The following is a 20,119-nucleotide window of genomic DNA, read 5'->3' on the forward strand; positions in this document are numbered from 1 at the left end:
CGGCCGGCTCCGCCCCTCGGGCGTTCTCACCCTTCATAGAGCCGCCCGATGACCTCGGGCAGCAGCCGCTCGCTCAGCCTCGGCGGCAGCGCTTGCAGGACGGCGAGCACCGGCGCCATCCGCTCGGGCAGCCGGCCGCCCGCGCCGACGCCCGCGAGGGTCAGCGCCAGCTCCACCTCCTGCGCGGTGAGCGCGTCCGGGTCGAGCGACGCGGCGGCCTCGACGAGCGCCGGGGCCACCCGCACGGGACCGGTCGCGCGCGCCCGCGCCACCGCCTTCTCCAGATCGTCGAGCAGCAGCCGTACGGTCTCCTCGTCCGCGACGGCGGCGGTCACCGTCAGATGCAGATTGGCCGGGGACGCGCCGAACGCGGGCTGCGGCTGGAGGTACCAGCCGCTCCCCCGGATCTCGTCGGCGACCACGAAGACATCGATGTCCGGGTCGTCGGCGGCGACCGCGAGCAGTGACGCCTCGGGGCGGGCGAGCAGCCGCAGTCCGTCGATCCGGCCGATGCCGTCGGCGAGGGCGAGCGTCGCCCTGCGCACGCGCGCCGACAACGCGGCGTAACCCTCGGTCCCGACGCGCTCGGTCACCGCCCAGGCCGCGGCGAGGGGTCCGGCGGCCTTGGTGCCCTGGAGCGTCGCGTTGACGACGGGGTAGCCGGGCCAGGCGGCGTGCGCGAACCAGCCATGGCGGCGCAGTTCGGCGTCGCGGAAGAGGAGCAGCGAGGCGCCCTTCGCGGTGTAGGCGTACTTGTGGAGGTCGACGGAGAGAGAGGTGACCCCGGGGACGCGCAGGTCGAACGCCGGGACGTCCGGGCCCGGCGCCTCCGGAACCGGAGCCTCCGCCCCCAGCGCCCTCGATGTCGGCGCGTCCGACATCGGCGCCTCCGACACCAGCGCCCCCGAAACCAGCGCTTCCGACGTCGGCGCCTCCCGCGCCAACCGCAGATGACCCAGGTACCAGCCCCCGATACAGGCGTCCACGTGGCAGAGCACCCCGCGCCGGTGCGCCTCGGCCGCCACCTCCGCGACCGGGTCGATGACGCCGTGCGCGTACGAGGGCGCGGAGACGACGACCAGGGCGGTGTGCTCCGTGATCGCTGCCGCCACGTCCGCCGCGCCCACCTTGTACGTGTCCGGGTCGACGGGCACGCGCACGACCCGAAGCCCGAACAGTTCGGCCGCCTTGTGGAACGCGGCGTGCGCCGTCTCCGGGAGGATCAGTTCGGGCTCGCTCACGCCGCGCGTCCGGCGGGCGTGCTGCCGGGCGGTCAGGACAGCGAGGAGGCAGCTCTCGGTGCCGCCGCTGGTGAAGGTGCCCGCGGTGCCGCCGAGGAGGGCGGTGGCGCGGCGCACCAGGTCGTTCTCCAGCGCGACGACGCTGGGGAAGGCCGTCATGTCGAGTCCGTTGACCCCGGCGAAGGCGGCGTGCGCGGCGTTCGCGAGCTCCTCCAGACCGTCGAGCCCGGAGTCGTAGACGTAGGCCATGGTGCGGCCGCCGTGGACGGGCAGGTCGCCCGCGCGCAGTTCGGCGAGGCGTGCGAGGAGCGGATCGGTGGGCGTGAGGGGCGCGCTCGGCTCAGGCATGGCCAGAACCTAATGAGGGCCCGGGGAACGCACCAGGCCCGAAGCAGAACATTGTTCAGGTTCTGCTTCGGGCCTGCGGTGGTACGTGTGCCGCGCGGCGGTTACGCCTGGTCGCGGCGGAGCGAGGGCTTCAGGTCCTTGAAGCGGCCGAGCAGCCCGTTGATGAACGCCGGGGACTCGTCGGTGGAGAACTCCTTGGCCAGCGAGACGGCCTCGTCGAGCACCACGGCGTCCGGGGTCCCGTCGACCCAGACCAGCTCGTAGGCGCCGATCCGCACGATGTTGCGGTCGACGACCGGCATCCGGTCCAGGGTCCACCCGACGGCGTACTGCGCGATCAGCTCGTCGATCCGGGCCGCGTGCTCCGCGTACCCCTCGACCAGCTCCATCGTGTACTCGCTGACGGGCGGCTGCCGCGTATCGGTGCGGGAGTGCCGGATCCAGTCCGCGAGGACCGTCGTGACGGAGTCGCCGCGCTGGTCCGCCTCGAAGAGAATCTGGAAGGCGCGCTTGCGGGCGGTGTTGCGGGCGGCCACGGTTAGCTGTTCACCCGGCCGAGGTAGTCGCTCGTACGGGTGTCGACCTTGATCTTCTCGCCCTGGGTGATGAAGAGCGGGACCTGGATCTGGTGGCCGGTCTCCAGGACGGCGGGCTTGGTGCCACCGGTGGAGCGGTCGCCCTGGACGCCCGGCTCCGTCTCCTTGATGGTGAGCTCGACGGCGGCCGGCAGCTCCACGTAGAGCACCTCGCCCTCGTGCTGCGCGACCGCGGCGTTGAAGCCCTCGATCAGGAAGTTGGCGGCGTCACCGACGGCCTTGCGGTCGACGTGGAGCTGGTCGTAGGTCTCCATGTCCATGAAGACGAAGTAGTCGCCGTCCATGTACGAGAACTGCATGTCGCGCTTGTCGATCGTGGCCGTGTCGACCTTGACGCCGGCGTTGAACGTCTTGTCGACGACCTTGCCGGAGAGCACGTTCTTGAGCTTGGTGCGCACGAAGGCCGGGCCCTTGCCGGGCTTGACGTGCTGGAACTCGACGACGGACCAGAGCTGGCCGCCTTCGAGCTTGAGCACCAGGCCGTTCTTGAGGTCGTTCGTGGAAGCCACGGTTGCTTCAATCTCCTGGACTGACGTGGACGACCCCGGCGCAGGCGCTCAGCGTCAAGCTAGAGCGCGAGCAGCTCCTTGGTCGTGATGGTGAGTAGCTCGGGTCCGCCGTCCGCCTCGGGGCGGACGACGAGCGTGTCATCGATCCGGACACCGCCCCGGCCCGGGAGGTGGACCCCCGGTTCGACGGTGACCGGCACACAAGCGTCCAGTTTACCCATGGCGGCGGGGGCCAGTTGCGGGTCCTCGTCGATTTCGAGCCCCACCCCGTGTCCGGTGAGCTGTGGGAGGGCCGCGCCGTGGCCCGCCGCGTCCAGGACGTGCCGGGCGGCCCGGTCCGCCTCGCGGCACTCGACGCCGGGCAGCAGCGACTCCCGGCCCTGGCGCTGAGCGGCGAAGACGAGGTCGTACAGCTCGATCTGCCAGTCCGCGGGCGAGGTCCCGATGACGAAGGTCCGGCCGACCTCGCAGCGGTAGCCGCGGTAGGTGGCACCCAGGCAGACGGAGAGGAAGTCGCCCTCCTCGACGCGGCGGTCGCTGGGCCGGTGGGCGCCGAGCCCCGAGTTCGGTCCCGTGCCCACGCTCGTGGGGAAGGCGGGGCCGTCGGCGCCGTGGTCGACAAGTCGACGCTCCAGTTCGAGGGCGAGGTGGCGCTCGGTGCGGCCGACGAGGATCGACTCCAGGAGCTCACCGAGCGCCTGGTCGGCGATCTCGGCGGCGATCCGCAGACAGGAGATCTCCTCCTCGTCCTTGACCAGGCGCAACTGCTCGACGGCCTTGTTCAGGTCGGTGAGGAGCAGCCCCGGCGCGACCGAGCCGATCGCGCGGTGCCGGGCCATCGTCAGATGATGCTCCTCGACGGCGAGCGAGTCGGCGCCCTGCGCGAGCGCCAGGTCGGCGGCGGCGACGGCCGGGTCCCCGGCGGGCGCGGTCAGGACCTGCACCCGCAGCTCCTCGTCGGCGCGGCCCTCGGCGAGCTGCCCGCTGGGCCGGCGTCCGCAGAGCAGGACGTCACCGCTGCCGCCGGAGTCCGGGCCGATGAGCAGCACGGCGTCGGGCGGGGCCGCCCCGGTGAGATAGCGGACGTTGGCGGGGCGCGACACCAGCGCGGACGCGCTGCCGCCCGCTGTCGCGCGCTGTCTGAGCCGGTCCCGTCGTGCCGCGTACGCCTCTGCCATGAGGCCAACGTACGAGCGGGGGCGCCGGGCGGCCGGTTCAGCGCGTCCGGACGGGCGGTGCCGCCTGCGCGCGCCGGATCACCACTGGGGCGGGCTCGCGATGGCGCGGGCGAGCACCTCGTCCAGGACCTGTGCCGTACCGGCCACGTCGAGCTGGGAGTTGTCGATGATCGGCAGCCCCGAGCCGTACCAGCCGGCCATCCGGCCGTGGATCGCGGCGACCTCCTCGTCGCTGAGGCGGCGGTTGCCGCTGCGCTGCGCGTTGCGCTCCAGGACGATCTCCAGGCCCGGCAGCAGGACGACGGGGAGCAGCCCGGGTCCGACGTGCCGCTTCCAGCCGCCGAGGCCGACGACGGGGCGGTCGGGGAAGACGGCGTCGTCGAGGATGCAGGAGATCCCGTTCGCCAGGAAGTTACGGGCGGCGAAGCCGCAGGTGCGGCGGGCGAGACGGTACTGCGCCTCGCTGTTGTCGTTCCACCCCGTCTGCGGGTCGGCGAACCCCGAGCGCACCCACTCCCGTACGTCGTCCAGGCTGATGTGGGCCGTGGGGACGCGGCGGCGCTCCGCCCAGTACTTGGCGACGCTCGTCTTGCCCGCGCCCGCGGGGCCGATGAGCAGCACCGCGAGGGTGGTCGCCGCCGGGTCGGCGGGCGCCTGCGAGGGCGGCGGGCTCGGCACGGCGACCGGGGCGCCGGGCGGGAGCTGGACGTGCCCGGTGGTGTCGCGCGGCGGCGGGGCCTGCGGGTGCGGGGCCTGCGCCGCCTGCGGGTGCGGCGGGACCGGCGGGTGCGGGACGCCGGTGAAGCCGGGCGCTCCGGGGTGCTGCTGCGCCTGCTGCGGGGCGTGCCAGGGGCCGGCCGCTCCGTGCCCCGGCCGGTGGGGCGGTGGCAGCGGAGATCCCACTGCGTGCTGCATCCGGTGCCACTCCGTCTCGTACAACCGTCATTGGGGCGCCGGCGATCAGGGCGCTACCGCACGGTACCGTCCCCGGCCGCCGTTGTGTGAACGGCCGGGGCGGTCGCAACGTGCCCTGAACGCGACCAGCGGAATTATTCGGCCACTTCACCGTAGGCGGCGAGGAGGACGGCCGGGTCCGGGCCCTCCAGGACGGTGGGCTTGCCGAGGCCGTCGAGGACGATGAAGCGCAGCAGGTCGCCGCGGGACTTCTTGTCGACCTTCATGTTCTCCAGGAGCTTGGGCCACTGGTCGTAGCGGTAGCTCAGCGGGAGGCCGACGGATTCGAGGACGGTGCGGTGCCGGTCGGCGGTGGCGTCGTCCAGGCGCCCGGCGAGGCGGCCGAGTTCGGCGGCGAAGTGCATGCCGACGGAGACGGCGGCGCCGTGACGCCACTTGTAGCGCTCGTTCTTCTCGATGGCGTGCCCGAGGGTGTGCCCGTAGTTGAGGATCTCGCGCAGGCCCGCCTCCTTGAGGTCGCTGGAGACGACCTCGGCCTTGACCTTGATGGAGCGCTCGATCAGCTCGGCGGTGTGCGGGCCCGCCGGGGTGCGCGCCGCCTGCGGGTCCTCCTCGATGAGTGCGAGGATGCGCTCGTCGGCGATGAATCCGGCCTTGATGATCTCGGCAAGACCGGAGACGTAGTCGTTCACCGGGAGCGAGTCGAGGGCGGCGAGGTCGCAGAGCACGCCGACGGGTGGATGGAAGGCGCCGACGAGGTTCTTGCCCTCGGCCGTGTTGATGCCGGTCTTGCCGCCGACCGCCGCGTCCACCATGGCGAGCACGGTGGTGGGGACGGCGATCCAGCGCACGCCGCGCAGCCAGGTCGCCGCGACGAACCCGGCGAGGTCCGTGGTGGCGCCGCCGCCCACGCCGACGACGACGTCGGAGCGGGTGAAGTTCGACTGCCCGAGCGCCTTCCAGCAGTAGGCGGCGACCTCGGCGGTCTTGGCCTCCTCGGCGTTCGGCACCTGGATGGCGACGGCCTCGTAGCCCTGCTCGGCGAGGTCGGCGCGGAGCGCTTCGCCGGTCTCGGCCAGCGCCTCGGGGTGGATGACGGCGACCCGCTTGGCCCGGTCGCCGATCAGGGAGCCCAGCTCGCCGAGGAGTTGGCGGCCGATCAGGACCTCGTACGGGTCGGTGCCGGCCGTGCCGCCGACCTGGATCCGGGTCACTTCGTCAGTCATGCCTGCTTCAACTCCAGTGCGTCGAGGACGGCCTCGGCGACCTCCTCGGGGTCACGGCCGTCGGTGGCCACGACGACCGCGGCCACCTCGGTGTACAGATGGCGCCGCGCCTCCATCAGCTCGCGCCACTGCTTGCGCGGGTTGACGGCGAGCAGCGGCCGCGCCACGTTCAGGCCGGTCCGCTTGGCCGCCTCCTCGACGTCCATCGAGAGGTAGACGACAGGGTGCCCGGCGAGCAGCGCGCGCGTGCCCTCGTCGAGGATCGCGCCGCCGCCGAGGGCGAGGACGCCGGTGTGCTCGGCGAGCGCGGCCGCGACGGCGGCCTTCTCCAGGGCGCGGAAGTGCGCTTCGCCGTCGTCGACGAAGATGTCGGCGATGGCGCGGCCCTGCGCGGCCACGATGTCGTCGTCGGTGTCCCGGAAGCCGGTGCCGAGCCGCTCGGCGAGCAGTCCGCCCACCGTCGACTTGCCCACGCCCATCGGTCCGACGAGGACGACGGTCGGGCCGCTCACCGGATCTGGAGGTTGTCGAGGTACGACGTCACATTGCGCCGGGTCTCGGTGACGCTGTCGCCGCCGAACTTCTCGGCCACGGCATCCGCGATGACGAGGGCGACCATCGCCTCGGCGACGATCCCGGCCGCGGGCACGGCGGAGACGTCGGAGCGCTGGTGGTGGGCCTGCGCGGCCTCGCCCGTGGCCACGTCGACGGTCTTCAGCGCGCGCGGGACGGTCGCGATCGGCTTCATCGCCGCGCGGACGCGCAGCAGCTCACCGGTGGACAGGCCGCCCTCGGTGCCGCCCGCGCGGCCGGAGACGCGGCGGATGCCCTCGTCCGTCTTCACGATCTCGTCATGCGCCTTGGAGCCCGGCACGCGCGCGAGGTCGAAGCCGTCGCCGATCTCGACGCCCTTGATCGCCTGGATGCCCATCAGCGCGCCGGCGAGGCGGGCGTCGAGCTTGCGGTCCCAGTGCACGTGCGAGCCCAGGCCCACCGGCACGCCGTAGGCGAGGACCTCGACGACGCCGCCCAGGGTGTCGCCGTCCTTGTGGGCCTGGTCGACCTCGGCCACCATCGCCTTGGAGGCGTCGGCGTCCAGGCAGCGCAACGGGTCGGCGTCCAGCCGCTCCACGTCCGCCGGGGTCGGGTACACGCCCTGCGGCGCCTTCACCGAGCACAGCTCCACGACGTGGGAGACGATCTCGATCCCGGCCGTCTCCTTCAGGTACGACCGGGCGATCGCGCCGAGCGCCACCCGGGCGGCGGTCTCCCGCGCCGAGGCCCGCTCCAGGATCGGCCGCGCCTCGTCGAAGCCGTACTTCTGCATGCCCGCGAGGTCCGCGTGGCCGGGCCGGGGCCGGGTCAGCGGCGCGTTGCGCGCCAGGTCCGCGAGGATCGCCGGGTCGACCGGGTCGGCCGCCATGACCTGTTCCCACTTGGGCCACTCGGTGTTGCCGACCATCACCGCGACCGGCGAACCGAGGGTCAGCCCGTGCCGGACGCCGCCCAGGAACGTGACCTCGTCGCGCTCGAACTTCATCCGCGCGCCGCGCCCATAGCCGAGCCGCCGCCTGGCCAGGTGGTCCGCCACCATCTCCGTGGTGATCGGAACGCCGGCGGGAAGCCCCTCCAGCGTCGCGACAAGTGCGGGTCCGTGCGACTCCCCCGCGGTCAGCCAGCGCAACCTGCTCAACGGTGCTCCTCATGCTCGCGCTCTGCGTTACGGCTCTTCGGGCGGGCGCCGAGCGCGGCCCGGTCCGACCGTGTGTTCCCGATCCTCCCATGCCGCGCGGGCGCCTCGTCGCCCTGTCCGCCCTGCGGACCCGCGTCAGCCGAGCGCGCGCAGGCCCGCCTCGCGCATGGCGGCGAGCACGGGCCTGGTCTCGCCCGTGAACTGCTCGAACTGGAAGACGGCCTGGTGCACGAGGAGGTCGAGGCCGCTGAGCACCGCGCCGTCGCGCCGCTGCCAGGCCGCCGCGAGGGGCGTCGGCCAGGGGTCGTAGACCACGTCGAACAGCGTGCCCACGCGCGCGGGCAGCTTCTCCGTCAGATGGTCGGTGCCGCCCTTGGGTGTCGTGGAGATCACGAGCGGCGCCTCGAACGCGTCCGCCGCGTCCGCCCAGTCGGCCGTGCGCACCGAGACGCCGAGCCGCTCGCCCCAGCCGCGCATCTCCTCGGCCCGCCGCTCGCTGCGCACGTAGGCGACGACCTCGCCGGAGCAGATCCGGGCGAGCGCGGCGAGCGCCGAGGAGGCGGTGGCGCCCGCGCCGAGGATCGCGGCCGAGGCCACCTTGTCGACGCCCTGCTCGTGCAGCGCGGCCACGAGGCCGGGGATGTCGGTGTTGTCGCCGGTCCTGCGCCCGTCGGCGTGGAGGACGACGGTGTTCACGGCCTCGACCGACGCCGCGGTGTCGGTGATGCCGTCGAGGAGCGGTATGACGGCCCGCTTGAGCGGCATGGTCAGCGAGAGCCCGGCCCACTCGGGCCCGAGCCCGGCGAAGAACTCCGCGATGCCCGCCTCGTCGACCTCGAAGCGGTCGTACGTCCAGTCGGTGAGGCCCAGCGCCTCGTACGCGGCGGTGTGGAGCCGCGGGGAGAGCGAGTGGGCGATCGGTGAGCCGAGGACGGCCGCCCTGCGCCGGTCAGTCGTGCTGGCTGGCATTGAACTTGTCCCTCAGCCTCTCGAAGTCGGCGTGCGTCTTCGCGAACTCCGTCTTGTCCATGCCGTCGGTGGCGACGAAGTACATCCAGCCGTCGCTCGTCGGGTCGAGGGTCGCCTCGAACGCCTCGTCTCCCGGGTTGTCGATCGGTCCCGGCGGCAGGCCCTTGGTCGTATAGGTGTTGTACGGGTCCTTGTCCTTGTTGATCTCGGACGTCCCGATATTGATCTTGCTCTGCTTCTTCAGGTAGTTGTACGTCGAGTCGAACTGGAGGAGCTGGTTGGTCTCCGTGTTCGTCGGCTTGAGGCGGTTGTAGACCACCTCCGCCATGCGGCGGAAGTCGTCGTGCGTCTTGCCCTCGGCCTGGACGAGGCTGGCCACGGTCAGGACCTGCCAGGGGCTCTCCAGGCCGAGGCTGTCGGCCTTCCCCGCGAGGTCCAGCTTCTGGTAGCGGTCGTTGGCCTGTTCGACCATCTGGCGCAGCACTTCCTCGGGCTTCATGCCCTTGGCGGCCGCGTAGCTCGACGGGAAGAGGAAGCCTTCGAGGGGGTCCTTCACGTTGGGGTGGTTCAGCGCCCAGTCGGGCAGGCCGAAGCTCTTGTACTCGCTCTTGGCGACCTTCGCCGTGGTGCCCTTGGCCAGCTTCAGCTTCTCGTCGATCCTCTCGTAGACGACGACGTTGCGCATGCCCTCCGGGATCGTCAGGTTCGCGCGGCCCTTCGGGCTGAGCATCAGGTCGACCGCGCTCGCCGCCGACATCTGCTTCTCCAGCAGATAGGCACCCGCCTGGATCGTCTGGCCCTTGGGGTCGGCCGACTGCGCGGCGACGAACGCGTCGACGCTCTGCACGACCCCGGCGTCCTTGAGCGCCTGGCCGATGGCGTAGCCGCCCGCGCCCTTGGGGATGACGACGCTGACCGTCTCGCCGTTGCCCTGGCCCGCGTAGTCGGGCGCCGCGCCGAACTTGTCCTGGTAGAACTGGTAGCCGAAGTAGCCGACGCCGCCGACACCGGCCGCGAAGACCACGGTCAGGACCAGACAGGCACAGCCGCTGCGGCGCTTCTTCGGCTTCTTCTCGCCGCGGCCCCTGCGCTCGCCCCGGCCCGCGCCCTCGTCGTCCTCGCCGTCGTCGCCGCTGAAGAACGCGTGTTCGCCCTGGTCGGGGCCCGCGTCCCACTCGCTCTCCTCCGGCGCGGCCTCGGGCGCGCGGCGCCGGCCCGGGGGCTCGGGCGGTGGATAAGCGCCCGGTGTGTCGTAGTAGTCGGGCTGCTCCCCGCCGAAGCCGGCCGTACGCCCGGTGTTGTAGGGGTCCGTCGGGTCGGCGACGTAGGGGGGCTGGCCCTGCGCGGCGGTGGCGTCCCAGTTGCCCTGCTGCTGCCCGCCGTACGCCTGCTGCCCGTAGCCGGGGTCCTGGCCGTAGCCCTGGTTCTGCGGGTAGCCGTACCCGGCGTCCTGGCCGTAGCCCTGGGGCTGGGGATATCCGGCGTCCTGGCCGTGTCCGGGCTGGTGGCCGCCGCCCCAGTCGCCCTCGTAGCCCTGCTGCTGCGGCTGCTGCGGGTCGTAACCGCCCTGGCCGCCGTAGGCAGGCTGGCCGTGTCCGGCCTGCTGCCCCCACCCCTGGTCCCCGTACAGGGGATCCTCGGGGTGCCACGGTTCGGAGCCCTGGCCCCGGCCATACTCAGTCATCGATCCCCTACAAGCCGCGAGGCGGGGGGAGTCCGGGTCCGAATCCCGAGTCCGATCGGTCGCTAGGGAAACCGTTCCGCCTCTTGATGCTGTGCGGCGGCTGTTCGAACGCCGCCGGTCGCGCGGAACGTTACCGTATCGCGATCAGACAACCACTTCGACGCCCTCGCCCGGAGGAGCCCCCGACGCCCGTTCGGACTCCAACGCCTGCTGCAGGATGATGACCGCAGCCGCCTGGTCGATGACGGAGCGGCCCTTCTTGGACTTCACGCCCGAGGCGCGCAGCCCCTGGCTCGCCGTCACTGTGGTCATCCTCTCGTCCACTAGTCGTACGGGGACGGGTGCGATGCCCCGCGCCAGCTCGGCCGTGAAGGCGCGGACCTTGGTGGCCGCCGGGCCCTCGCCCCCCTTGAGGGAGCGCGGGAGGCCGACGACGACCTCGATCGGCTCGTACTCCTCGACGAGCGCGCGCAGCCGCCGGTGGGCGGCCGGGACGTCACGCCCCGGCACCGTCTCGACAGGGGTGGCGAGGATCCCGTCGGGGTCGCAGGACGCGACCCCGATCCGGGCGTCCCCGACGTCGATCGCCAGCCGGCGGCCTCTGCGCATCAGTTGGCCGTCTCCCGGACGAGGCGCTCGACGGCGTCGATGGCGTCGCCGATCGCCGCCGCGTTCTGCCCGCCGCCCTGGGCGACGTCCGGCTTGCCGCCGCCACCGCCGCCGAGCGTCTTGGCGGCGGTGCGGACCAGGTCACCGGCCTTGAGGCCGCGGTCGCGCGCGGCGTCGTTGGTGGCGATGACCGTGAGCGGCTTGCCGTTGACCGTCGTGAACAGGGCCACGACGGCGGCGCGGCCGCCCTGGATGCGGCCCCGCACGTCGAGGACCAGCTTGCGCAGGTCGTCGGCGGTGGTGCCGTCGGGGACCTGGCCGGTGACGAGCGCCACACCGCGGACGTCCTTGGCGGAGTCGGCGAGCCCGCCCGCGGCCTGGAGGACCTTCTCGGCGCGGAACTTCTCGATCTCCTTCTCGGCGTCCTTCAGCTTGCCGAGCATCGCGGAGATCTTCTCCGGCAGCTCCTCGGGACGGCCCTTGACCAGCTCCTGGAGCTGGGCGACGACCGTGTGCTCCTTGGCGAGGAAGTTGTACGCGTCGACGCCGACAAGGGCCTCGATGCGGCGCACGCCGGAGCCGATGGACGACTCGCCGAGCAGCTTGACCAGGCCGAGCTGGGCGGTGTTGTGCACGTGGGTGCCGCCGCACAGCTCCTTGGAGAAGTCGCCGATGGTGACGACGCGGACGCGCTCGCCGTACTTCTCGCCGAACTCGGCGATGGCGCCCTGCTTCTTGGCCTCGTCGATCGACATGACCTCGGCCTGCACGTCCAGCTCGCGCGCCAGGACCTCGTTGATCTTCTGCTCGACGTCGGTCATCACGGCCGTGGGCACGGCGGAGGGCGAGCCGAAGTCGAAGCGGAAGCGGCCCGGCTGGTTCTCCGAACCGGCCTGGGCGGCCGTCGGGCCGAGCGCGTCGCGCAGCGCCTGGTGGGTCAGGTGCGTCGCGGAGTGGGCGCGGGCGATGGCCCGGCGCCGGGTCACGTCGATGACGGCCTGCGCGGAGGCGCCGACGGTCACCTCGCCGACCTGGACGACGCCCTTGTGGACGTAGACGCCCGGCACGGGCTTCTGGCAGTCGCGGACCTCGATGACGGCGCCGCTGTCCAGCTTGATGCGGCCAGTGTCACCGATCTGGCCGCCGCCCTCGGCGTAGAACGGGGTGCGGTCGAGGACGACCTCGACCTCGTCGCCCTCGGTGGCGGCGGGCGAGGAGACGCCGTTGACCAGGAGGCCGACGACGGTGGACTCGCCGGACGTCGAGGAGTAGCCGATGAAGTCCGTGGCACCGGCGGCGTCCGCGATCTCGCGGTAGGCCCCCAGGTCGGCGTGGCCGGTCTTCTTGGCCTGCGCGTCGGCCTTGGCCCGCTCGCGCTGCTCCTTCATCAGGCGCCGGAAGCCGTCCTCGTCCACGGAGAGGCCCTGCTCGGCGGCCATCTCCAGGGTGAGGTCGATCGGGAAGCCCCATGTGTCGTGGAGCAGGAACGCCTGGTCACCGGCGAGCACCGTCTTGCCGGCCGCCTTGGTCTCGGCGACGGCGGTGTCGAGGATGTTCGTGCCGCCCTTGAGCGCCTTGAGGAACGCGGCCTCCTCGGCGAGGGCGACGGTCTCGATGCGCTTGCGGTCGGTGATCAGCTCCGGGTACTGCTGACCCATCGTCTCGATGACGACACCGATCAGGTCGTTCACGACCGGGCCCGTGGCGCCGAGGAGGCGCATGTTGCGGATGGCGCGGCGCATGATGCGGCGCAGGACGTAGCCACGGCCCTCGTTGCCCGGCGTGACGCCGTCGCCGATGAGCATGGCGGACGTACGGATGTGGTCGGCGACCACGCGCAGCGACACGTCGGTGTCGTGCTTGTCGCCGTAGCGGACGCCGGTCAGCTCAGTGGCCTTGTCCATGACGACGCACAGGGTGTCGGTCTCGTACATGTTCTGTACGCCCTGGAGGATCATGGCGAGACGCTCGAGACCCAGACCCGTGTCGATGTTCTTCGACGGCAGGTCGCCGAGGATCTCGAAGTCCTCCTTGCCGATGCCCTGGCCGCGCTCGTACTGCATGAAGACCAGGTTCCAGATCTCCACGTAGCGCTCGTCGTTGACCGCCGGGCCGCCCTCTTCGCCGAACTCGGGGCCGCGGTCGTAGTTGATCTCGGAGCAGGGGCCGCACGGGCCGGGCACGCCCATGGACCAGAAGTTGTCCTTCTTGCCGAGGCGCTGGATGCGCTCCTTCGGCACGCCGACGACCTCGTGCCAGATGCGCTCGGCCTCGTCGTCGTCGAGGTAGACGGTGATCCAGAGCTTCTCCGGCTCCAGGCCGTAGCCACCCTTGTCCTGGGGCGTGGTCAGCAGCTCCCAGGCGTACTTGATGGCGCCTTCCTTGAAGTAGTCGCCGAAGGAGAAGTTGCCGCACATCTGGAAGAACGTGCCGTGGCGCGTGGTCTTGCCGACCTCTTCGATGTCGGGCGTGCGCACGCACTTCTGCACGCTGGTGGCGCGCGGCGCGGGCGGCTTGACCTCACCCAGGAAGTACGGCTTGAAGGGGACCATGCCCGCCGGGACGAGCAGCAGAGTCGGGTCGTCCGCGATGAGCGACGCCGAGGGCACGACCTTGTGGCCACGCTCCTCGAAGAAGCTCAGCCAGCGGCGACGGATTTCTGCCGACTCCATCAGTGGTCCTCATTCCGGTTGGTGTAGTGCGTGTTCTCTAGGGGTTTGGGTGCTGCCCCGGCGCGCTTGTCGAGGATCGTGTAGCGGCGCTCGGGCAGTTCCTCCGCGGCCGGTCCGGTCAGACCCAGCGCGTCGCCGAGCTCGGCCTCGCGGTCGGCCATGTTGGCGCGGACGTCGAGGGCGAAGTCCTTGATCCTGTGACCGGCCTCGACCGCCTTGTTGGCGGCCTGGACGGCCAGGCTCTCGGGCGAGAGCTGCTTGATCTTGCGGTTGACCTTGGTGGTGGCCCACACACCGGCGGCTGCGCCCGTGGTGAACCAGAACGTACGACGGAACATCGCTCGGGTCAGTCCCTCTTATTCCGGTCGGCCCGCCGGGTGCGACGCGCCTCGGACACCGGGCGCCCCACGATCACGGTGCGGCGGGCCTGCTTGACGGGGGCGTCCTTGCCGCGCCCCCCGATGGCCCGGCGTACCCCGTATCCGAACGCGGCCACCTTCACGAGCGGACCGCCGAAGGTGGAGGCCACGGTGGAGGAGAGCGCCGACGCGTTCGACGTGACCTCCTGGACGTCCGAGGCGATGGCGTCGACGCGGTCGATCTGGGTCTGCGCCGAGCGCACCGCGGTGGAGGCGTCGGCGAGCAGCGGGACGGCCTGGTCGGTCACGTCCGCGACCAGCTTGGTGGTCGCCCTGAGCGTCTGGGCCAGCCTCGCGAGGGCCACCGCGAGGAAGGAGACCAGGATCGCCCAGAAGACGGCCACCAGGATCCCGGCCACCTCTCCACCGGACACTCGGCACCGCTCCCTAGTCGTCAGTCGTCGGACACTCGATCAGCCGATCGGCCGGACATCGCCGTCGTCGAACGTCGTCATCGAAAAGTCGTCCCCCGAGCCTATCGCGCCCCGCGCCGCGCTCCGTACCGCATTCCGGCGGCGTCAGCGAACGTTTCGGCAGATGCGATTGTACGGAACGCTTACGGATGGGTACGCTCCGTACCTCATGCGACGCCTTCCGCGCCCCGACGGCCTGCCCGCCGGTCCCCCACGCCCCGGCAATCTGCCCCCGGAGATGAACCGATTCGTCGGCCGCGCGGCCGAACTCGGCGCCCTGCGCGGGACATTGGAGACCGCCCGCCTGGTGACGGTCACCGGCGCGGGCGGCGTCGGCAAGTCCCGCTTCGCCGCGCACGTCGCCGCCCGGACGCCCGGACACCTGCGCGAGGACGGCGTGTGGCGTGTCGACCTCGCCGCCGTCCGCGACCCCGACCTCGTCGAGTACACGCTCGTCGAGGCGCTCGGCCTCACCGACCACACCACCCGGGCGCCCCGCCGCGTCCTCGTCGACCATCTCGCCGAGCGCCGCCTCCTGCTGATCGTCGACGGCTACGAACACCTGGTGGACGCCTGCGCCTCGCTCGTCCGGGACCTGCTGCGGGCCGCGCCGGCCCTGCGGGTCCTCGCGGTGGGCCGCAGGCCGCTGGCGCTGGAGGGCGAGCACCTGTTCCCGCTGGCGCCGCTGACCCCACAGGACGCGGTGGAGCTGTTCGCGGACCGGGCGCGGGCCCTGCTGCCCGGCTTCACCCTGGACGACGGGCAGGGCGCCGACGTCCTGGAGGTCTGCCGGCGCCTGGACTGCCTGCCGCTCGCGGTGGAGCTGGCGGCCGGACGCCTCAGGGCGCTCTCCCCCGGGCAGCTCATGGAGCGGCTCGACGACCGGTTCCGGCTGCTCACGGGCGGCAGCCGGGACGCGCTGCCCCGCCACCAGACGCTGCGCACCGCGATCGGCTGGAGCCACGAGCTGTGCACGGCGCAGGAGCGGCTGCTGTGGGCGCGGCTCTCCGTCTTCGCCGGGCAGTTCGACCTGGAGGCCGCCGAGTACATCTGCTCCGGCGAGGGGCTGCCCGCGGAAACGGTCCTGGACGCGCTGCACGAACTGCTCACCCAGTCCGTGGTGATCCGCGAGGAGTCACGCGCCGGGGTCCGCTACCGCATGCTCGACACGGTGCGCGCGTACGGGGCCGAGTGGCTGGAGCAGATCGGTGACGCGGGCCGGATGCGGCGCCGTCACCGCGACTGGTACCTGGGCCTCGCCACCTGGTGCGAGCTGGACTGGTTCTCGCCGCGCCAGAGCGAGGTCGCGGCCCGTGTCGACGTGGAGCTGCCGAACCTGCGGGCGGCCCTGGAGTTCTGCCTGACCGAGCCGGGCGAGACGCATCTGGGCCAGTACCTGGCGAGCACGCTGTGGTTCTACTGGGCGGGCTGCGGGCGGCTCATGGAGGGGCGGCACTGGCTGGACCGCAGCGTCGAGCTGGACGACCCGGTCGACGGGGAGGACCCGCCGGACTACGGCCCCTCACGTCTGAAGGCGCTGTGGGTGCTCGGTTACGTGGCGGTGCTCCAGGGCGACACCGTGCCCGCGCTCGCGGCGCTCCAGGAGTGCCACGACGAGGCGGAGCACCGCGGGGACGCCACGGCCCTCGCCTACGCGGTGCACCGCACCGGCTGCCTGGCGCTGATCTCGGACGACCTGCCGCGCGCCGAGCGGCTGCTGCGGGCGGCCCTCGCGAGCTACCGCGAGATCGGCGAGCTGAACAGCAATGTGCTGATGGGCCAGGTGGAGCTGGCGATGGCGGTGGCGTTCCAGGGCGACCTGGAGCAGGCCGTGGCGCTGTGCGAGGAGGTGCGCCAGGTCTGCGAGGACCACGGCGAGCGCTGGACCCTGTCCTACGCGCTCTACGTCCTGGCCTACGAGTCCTGGCACAAGGGCGACCTGCCGCGGGCGCGGCAGCTCCTGGAGGAGTGCCTGGCCATCGACCACGAGTTCCACGACCTGCTGGGCACGGTGCTCTCGATGGAGCTGCTCGCGCTGGTCACCCTCGCGGAGGGGGACGCCGCGGAGGCGGCGGTGCTGCAAGGCGCGGCGGGCGGGATCTGGCCGTCGGTCGGGCTTCCGCTGTTCGGCTCGGACCACTACAACGAGCCGCACCGACTGTGCGAGACGCGGGCCCGCGCGACCCTGGGTGATGTCCGCTTCGACGAGCTGGCGCGGGCGGGCGAGCGGCTCGGGCACGACGAGGCCGTGGCCCGGGCGCTCGGCCAGGGCGAGCGCAACCGGCTCCCGGCGACGGTGCGGCCCGCGCTCGCGAAGGCCCTGGAAAAGCGTGAACCCGCCGCCTTCCCGTACGTGAACGACGGGGAGGCGACGGGCTGAAACGCAGGGTGAGCTACGTCCGCCGGTCGGTCAGCGGGCGTAGTACTCGACGACGAGCTGCTCGTCGCAGATCACGGGGATCTCCTTGCGGTTCGGGTCACGGTCCAGGCGGAAGGCCAGGGCCTTCAGGTTGACCTGGAGGTAACGCGGGGTCTCGCCGTCGGCGGCGAAGCCACCCTCACGCGCGACCTGGAACAGCGGCTTCTCGCGGCTGCGCTCGCGGACCATCACGACGTCGTCGGGACGGACGCGGAACGACGGCTTGTCGACCTTGGTGCCGTTGACCTCGATGTGGCCGTGGACGACCATCTGACGGGCCTGGTAGATCGTGCGGGCGATGCCCGAACGCAGGACCAGGGCGTCGAGACGACGCTCCAGCTCGATGACCAGGGCCTCGCCGGTCTTGCCCTCGGCCTTCTTGGCGCGGTCGTAGGCGCGGGCCATCTGCTTCTCGCTGATGTCGTACTGCGCGCGCAGACGCTGCTTCTCGAGCAGACGGACCTTGTAGTCCGAGTTCTGCTTGCGGCCGCGGCCGTGCTCACCCGGCGGGTAGGGGCGGGCCTCGAAGTACTTGACGGCCTTCGGGGTCAGCGCGATGCCGAGGGCACGCGACTTCTTGACCTTGGGGCGGGACTGGTTCGTCATGAACCAAACACCTCATGTTTTCGATGCGAATACGGCTTCACCAGGGTTCGGGGAGGTCGCATCCGCAGTCCGGGAAACCCTCCGCGTCACAAGGACGGGCAGGGCAGCCGCTCCCGGGGCTGGGCACGTACGTGCAGCACGCGAGTGGCCCACCGACCTGGTCCCGGATCCGGGGGGTGGTGGGCTGCCCGCGACACCTTCGAAGGTGCGCGACGCTCCTGGATCCCCTTGCCTGACGGTGTGGGGGACCCGGCTGGATGCCCCGCTCTGGTGGTGCCGGTCTCCCTTTCGGGACACCGGGCGCGGGACGCAGCACTTCTGGCGAGTCTACCGGATGGCGCGGGGCCGGATCACCGCGCGGCCCCGCTCAGGCGCCGGACTCCCCGCGCAGCCGCTCCCTGACGCGCTCCACCACGTCCGCGTACCGCGCCTCCGCGCCGTAGCGCGTGGGCTCGTAGTAGCGGCGCCCGGCGATGGCGTCCGGGGCGTACTGCTGGGCCGCGATGCCGCCGGGCACGTCGTGCGGGTACACATAGCCCTGCGCGTGGCCGAGCTTGGCGGCGCCCTTGTAGTGGCCGTCGCGCAGGTGCGGCGGCACCGGCCCGGCGAGCCCCTTGCGTACGTCCTCCATGGCGGCGCCGATCGCGGTCGTCGCCGCGTTGGACTTCGGGGCGAGGGCGAGGGCGATGGTGGCGTGGCTCAGGGTGAGCGCGGCCTCGGGGAAGCCGATCATGGCGACGGCCTGGGCGGCAGCGACCGCCGTGGGCAGCGCCGTGGGATCGGCCAGGCCGATGTCCTCGCTGGCGGAGATCATGAGGCGGCGGGCGATGAAGCGCGGGTCCTCGCCGGCCTCGATCATGCGGGCCAGGTAGTGCAGGGCCGCGTCCACGTCCGAGCCGCGGATCGACTTGATCAGGGCGCTCGCCACGTCGTAGTGCTGGTCGCCGTCGCGGTCGTACTTCACCGCCGCGCGGTTCACGCTCTCCTCGACGGTCTCGAGCGTGATGGACGCCTCCCCCTTGTCGAGCGCCGCGCCCGCCGCCGCCTCCAGGGCGGTCAGCGCGCGGCGCGCGTCCCCGCCCGCGACCCGGAGCAGGTGTTCCTCCGCGTCCTCGTCGAGCGTCAGGGCTTCGCCGAGGCCGCGCTCCTCGGTCAGCGCGCGGGCCAGCAGGGCGCGCAGGTCGTCGTCGGTGAGGGGTTCGAGGGTGAGCAGGAGGGAGCGGGAGAGGAGCGGGGAGATCACCGAGAAGTACGGGTTCTCCGTCGTCGCCGCGATCAAGGTCACCCAGCGGTTCTCCACGGCCGGGAGCAGCGAGTCCTGCTGGGCCTTGCTGAAGCGGTGGATCTCGTCGAGGAAGAGGACGGTCTCCTTGCCGTGGCCGCCCATCGCGCGCCGGGCGCCCTCGATGACGGCGCGGACCTCCTTGACGCCCGCGGTGATCGCGGACAGCTCCACGAACCGCTTGTTGGTGGCCTTGGAGACCACGTACGCGAGCGTCGTCTTGCCGGTGCCGGGCGGGCCCCACAGGATCACCGACGACGCCCCGGCCGGGCCGGAGCCGCCCTCGCCGACCAGGCGGCGCAGCGGCGAGCCCTGCTTGAGGAGGTGCTGCTGGCCGACGACTTCGTCGAGGGTGCGCGGGCGCATCCGGACGGCCAGGGGGCTCGCGGACGGGTCCTTCTCCTGGCGGTCTTCGGCTGCGGCGGTGAACAGGTCGGGCTCCACGTCCAAAACCCTATGTCACGCCACTGACAACCCGGCCGACGGCGGTCAGGCCCAGAGCTTGTCGCCCCAGCGCGTGAAGATCAGGACGGCGACGATGCCGACGTGCACGACGGGCAGCGCCCAGGTGAAGTCCGCGAAGAACGTCTTGAGCCAGCGCGGCGCCGGCAGGAAGTCGTTGCGGACGTTGAGCGACGTGACGTACCAGAACATCAGGATCGTGGCGACCCAGGCGAGGCAGCACCACAGGCACAGCGCGTTGATCCGGTACAGGGACTGGAACTGGAGCCAGGTGACGAAGCCGACACCGAAGAGGCAGCCCGCGTTGAAGACCAGCCAGTACCAGCGCGGGAAGCGGGCCCCGGCGAGCAGGCTCATGCCGACGCAGATCACGATGGCGTAGGTGACCAGGCCGAGCATCGGGTTCGGGAAGCCGAAGACCGACGCCTGGTCGCTCTTCATGATCGAGCCGCAGGAGATGACCGGGTTGATGGAGCAGCCCGGCGTGAAGTGCGGGTCCTCCAGGAGCTTGAACTTGTCGAGCGTGATGACCCACGCGGCGAGCACGCCCGCCGCCCCGGTGAGCACCAGGAGCAGCGCGAGGGCGCGGCTGCCGCCGACCGTGCGCGGGGCGGCCACGGCGCCGCTGTCGTGGGAGACGCTGTCGCTTGCTGTCGCGGACGTCGCGGTCCTCGTCGTCTTGCTCATCACGCCGATCCGTAGGTGAGGGGTGGCCTCGGGCAGGGTCATTGTGCCGTACGGGCGCCGCTGTTGACCGTTCGATCGGCATAAGCCTTCGCTGTGAGAGCGGGGGCGCGGGGGGGGGGGCCCCGCCCCCCCCCCCCGCCGGGTCAGGCGGGCGTGGGCGTGTGGACGGGCCCCGTGTCGGCGTCCGCCTC

At 72.0% G+C, this 20,119-nt stretch carries 18 protein-coding genes; 1 reads left to right on the forward strand and 17 read right to left on the reverse strand.

Going from position 1 to position 20,119, the window contains the following annotated elements; genetic code table 11:
• Positions 1-26: 26 nt before the first annotated feature.
• The 14 genes from ABZ877_RS35035 to ABZ877_RS35100 all read right to left on the reverse strand — a co-directional run bounded on the left by ABZ877_RS35035 (position 27) and on the right by ABZ877_RS35100 (position 14,433).
• Complete coding sequence (locus ABZ877_RS35035; protein ID WP_361079784.1) at positions 27-1,589, reverse strand: aminotransferase class V-fold PLP-dependent enzyme; 1,563 nt, start codon at positions 1,587-1,589, stop codon at positions 27-29.
• Between the two features lie 101 nt (positions 1,590-1,690).
• Positions 1,691-2,125, reverse strand: coding sequence for a transcription antitermination factor NusB (gene nusB / locus ABZ877_RS35040; RefSeq protein ID WP_361079786.1), 435 nt, complete (start codon positions 2,123-2,125; stop codon positions 1,691-1,693).
• A 2-nt stretch (positions 2,126-2,127) separates the two neighbouring features.
• On the reverse strand, positions 2,128-2,694 hold the full coding sequence (gene efp / locus ABZ877_RS35045; RefSeq protein WP_361079788.1) for an elongation factor P: 567 nt from the start codon (positions 2,692-2,694) through the stop codon (positions 2,128-2,130).
• A gap of 59 nt (positions 2,695-2,753) precedes the next feature.
• Positions 2,754-3,872: an aminopeptidase P family protein gene (locus tag ABZ877_RS35050; RefSeq protein WP_361079790.1), complete on the reverse strand. Its 1,119-nt coding sequence runs from the start codon at positions 3,870-3,872 to the stop codon at positions 2,754-2,756.
• Positions 3,873-3,950: 78 nt separating this feature from the next.
• On the reverse strand, positions 3,951-4,787 hold the full coding sequence (locus ABZ877_RS35055) for a Pro-rich N-terminal domain-containing protein (protein ID WP_361079792.1): 837 nt from the start codon (positions 4,785-4,787) through the stop codon (positions 3,951-3,953).
• 134 nt (positions 4,788-4,921) lie between these two features.
• On the reverse strand, positions 4,922-6,013 hold the full coding sequence (gene aroB / locus ABZ877_RS35060; protein WP_361079794.1) for a 3-dehydroquinate synthase: 1,092 nt from the start codon (positions 6,011-6,013) through the stop codon (positions 4,922-4,924).
• Positions 6,010-6,525 carry a shikimate kinase gene (locus ABZ877_RS35065; protein WP_361079797.1) on the reverse strand — a complete coding sequence of 172 codons (516 nt, stop codon included), beginning with the start codon at positions 6,523-6,525 and terminating at the stop codon, positions 6,010-6,012. Before ABZ877_RS35065 ends, aroB begins: the two co-directional genes overlap by 4 nt.
• Positions 6,522-7,706 (reverse strand): chorismate synthase, encoded by a 1,185-nt coding sequence (gene aroC / locus ABZ877_RS35070; RefSeq protein ID WP_361079799.1) that lies wholly within the window; start codon positions 7,704-7,706, stop codon positions 6,522-6,524. Before aroC ends, ABZ877_RS35065 begins: the two co-directional genes overlap by 4 nt.
• Positions 7,707-7,841: 135 nt before the next feature.
• Positions 7,842-8,675 carry a shikimate dehydrogenase gene (locus ABZ877_RS35075; protein ID WP_361079801.1) on the reverse strand — a complete coding sequence of 278 codons (834 nt, stop codon included), beginning with the start codon at positions 8,673-8,675 and terminating at the stop codon, positions 7,842-7,844.
• Positions 8,656-10,359, reverse strand: a complete 1,704-nt coding sequence (gene mltG / locus ABZ877_RS35080) for an endolytic transglycosylase MltG (protein WP_361079803.1) — start codon at positions 10,357-10,359, stop codon at positions 8,656-8,658. The genes ABZ877_RS35075 and mltG overlap by 20 nt, the downstream gene beginning before the upstream one ends.
• A 144-nt stretch (positions 10,360-10,503) precedes the next feature.
• The gene (gene ruvX, locus ABZ877_RS35085; protein ID WP_361079805.1) at positions 10,504-10,968 is read right to left on the reverse strand and encodes a Holliday junction resolvase RuvX; all 465 of its coding nucleotides are present in this window, start codon (positions 10,966-10,968) and stop codon (positions 10,504-10,506) included.
• A complete protein-coding gene (alaS, locus tag ABZ877_RS35090; RefSeq protein WP_361079807.1) occupies positions 10,968-13,640 on the reverse strand; it encodes an alanine--tRNA ligase in 2,673 nt (890 codons plus the stop codon). Before alaS ends, ruvX begins: the two co-directional genes overlap by 1 nt.
• Positions 13,640-13,978 (reverse strand): DUF6167 family protein, encoded by a 339-nt coding sequence (locus ABZ877_RS35095; protein WP_361079809.1) that lies wholly within the window; start codon positions 13,976-13,978, stop codon positions 13,640-13,642. Before ABZ877_RS35095 ends, alaS begins: the two co-directional genes overlap by 1 nt.
• 8 nt (positions 13,979-13,986) lie before the next feature.
• Positions 13,987-14,433, reverse strand: coding sequence for a DUF948 domain-containing protein (locus tag ABZ877_RS35100; RefSeq protein ID WP_361079811.1), 447 nt, complete (start codon positions 14,431-14,433; stop codon positions 13,987-13,989).
• Positions 14,434-14,641: 208 nt separating this feature from the next.
• Between ABZ877_RS35100 and ABZ877_RS35105 the strand changes: the two genes are divergently transcribed.
• Positions 14,642-16,852, forward strand: a complete 2,211-nt coding sequence (locus tag ABZ877_RS35105; RefSeq protein ID WP_361079813.1) for an AAA family ATPase — start codon at positions 14,642-14,644, stop codon at positions 16,850-16,852.
• A 30-nt stretch (positions 16,853-16,882) separates the two neighbouring features.
• On the opposite strand, the gene rpsD is transcribed toward ABZ877_RS35105, so the two are convergent.
• From rpsD to ABZ877_RS35120, 3 genes are all read right to left on the reverse strand, one after another.
• Positions 16,883-17,497, reverse strand: coding sequence for a 30S ribosomal protein S4 (rpsD, locus tag ABZ877_RS35110; RefSeq protein ID WP_361079815.1), 615 nt, complete (start codon positions 17,495-17,497; stop codon positions 16,883-16,885).
• Positions 17,498-17,864: 367 nt separating this feature from the next.
• Positions 17,865-19,223 (reverse strand): replication-associated recombination protein A, encoded by a 1,359-nt coding sequence (locus ABZ877_RS35115; RefSeq protein WP_361079817.1) that lies wholly within the window; start codon positions 19,221-19,223, stop codon positions 17,865-17,867.
• A gap of 45 nt (positions 19,224-19,268) precedes the next feature.
• Complete coding sequence (locus tag ABZ877_RS35120; protein WP_361079819.1) at positions 19,269-19,928, reverse strand: vitamin K epoxide reductase family protein; 660 nt, start codon at positions 19,926-19,928, stop codon at positions 19,269-19,271.
• Positions 19,929-20,119 lie beyond the last annotated feature (191 nt).

Source organism: Streptomyces sp. NPDC046939, from assembly GCF_040644575.1.
Taxonomy (GTDB): Bacteria; Actinomycetota; Actinomycetes; order Streptomycetales; family Streptomycetaceae; genus Streptomyces.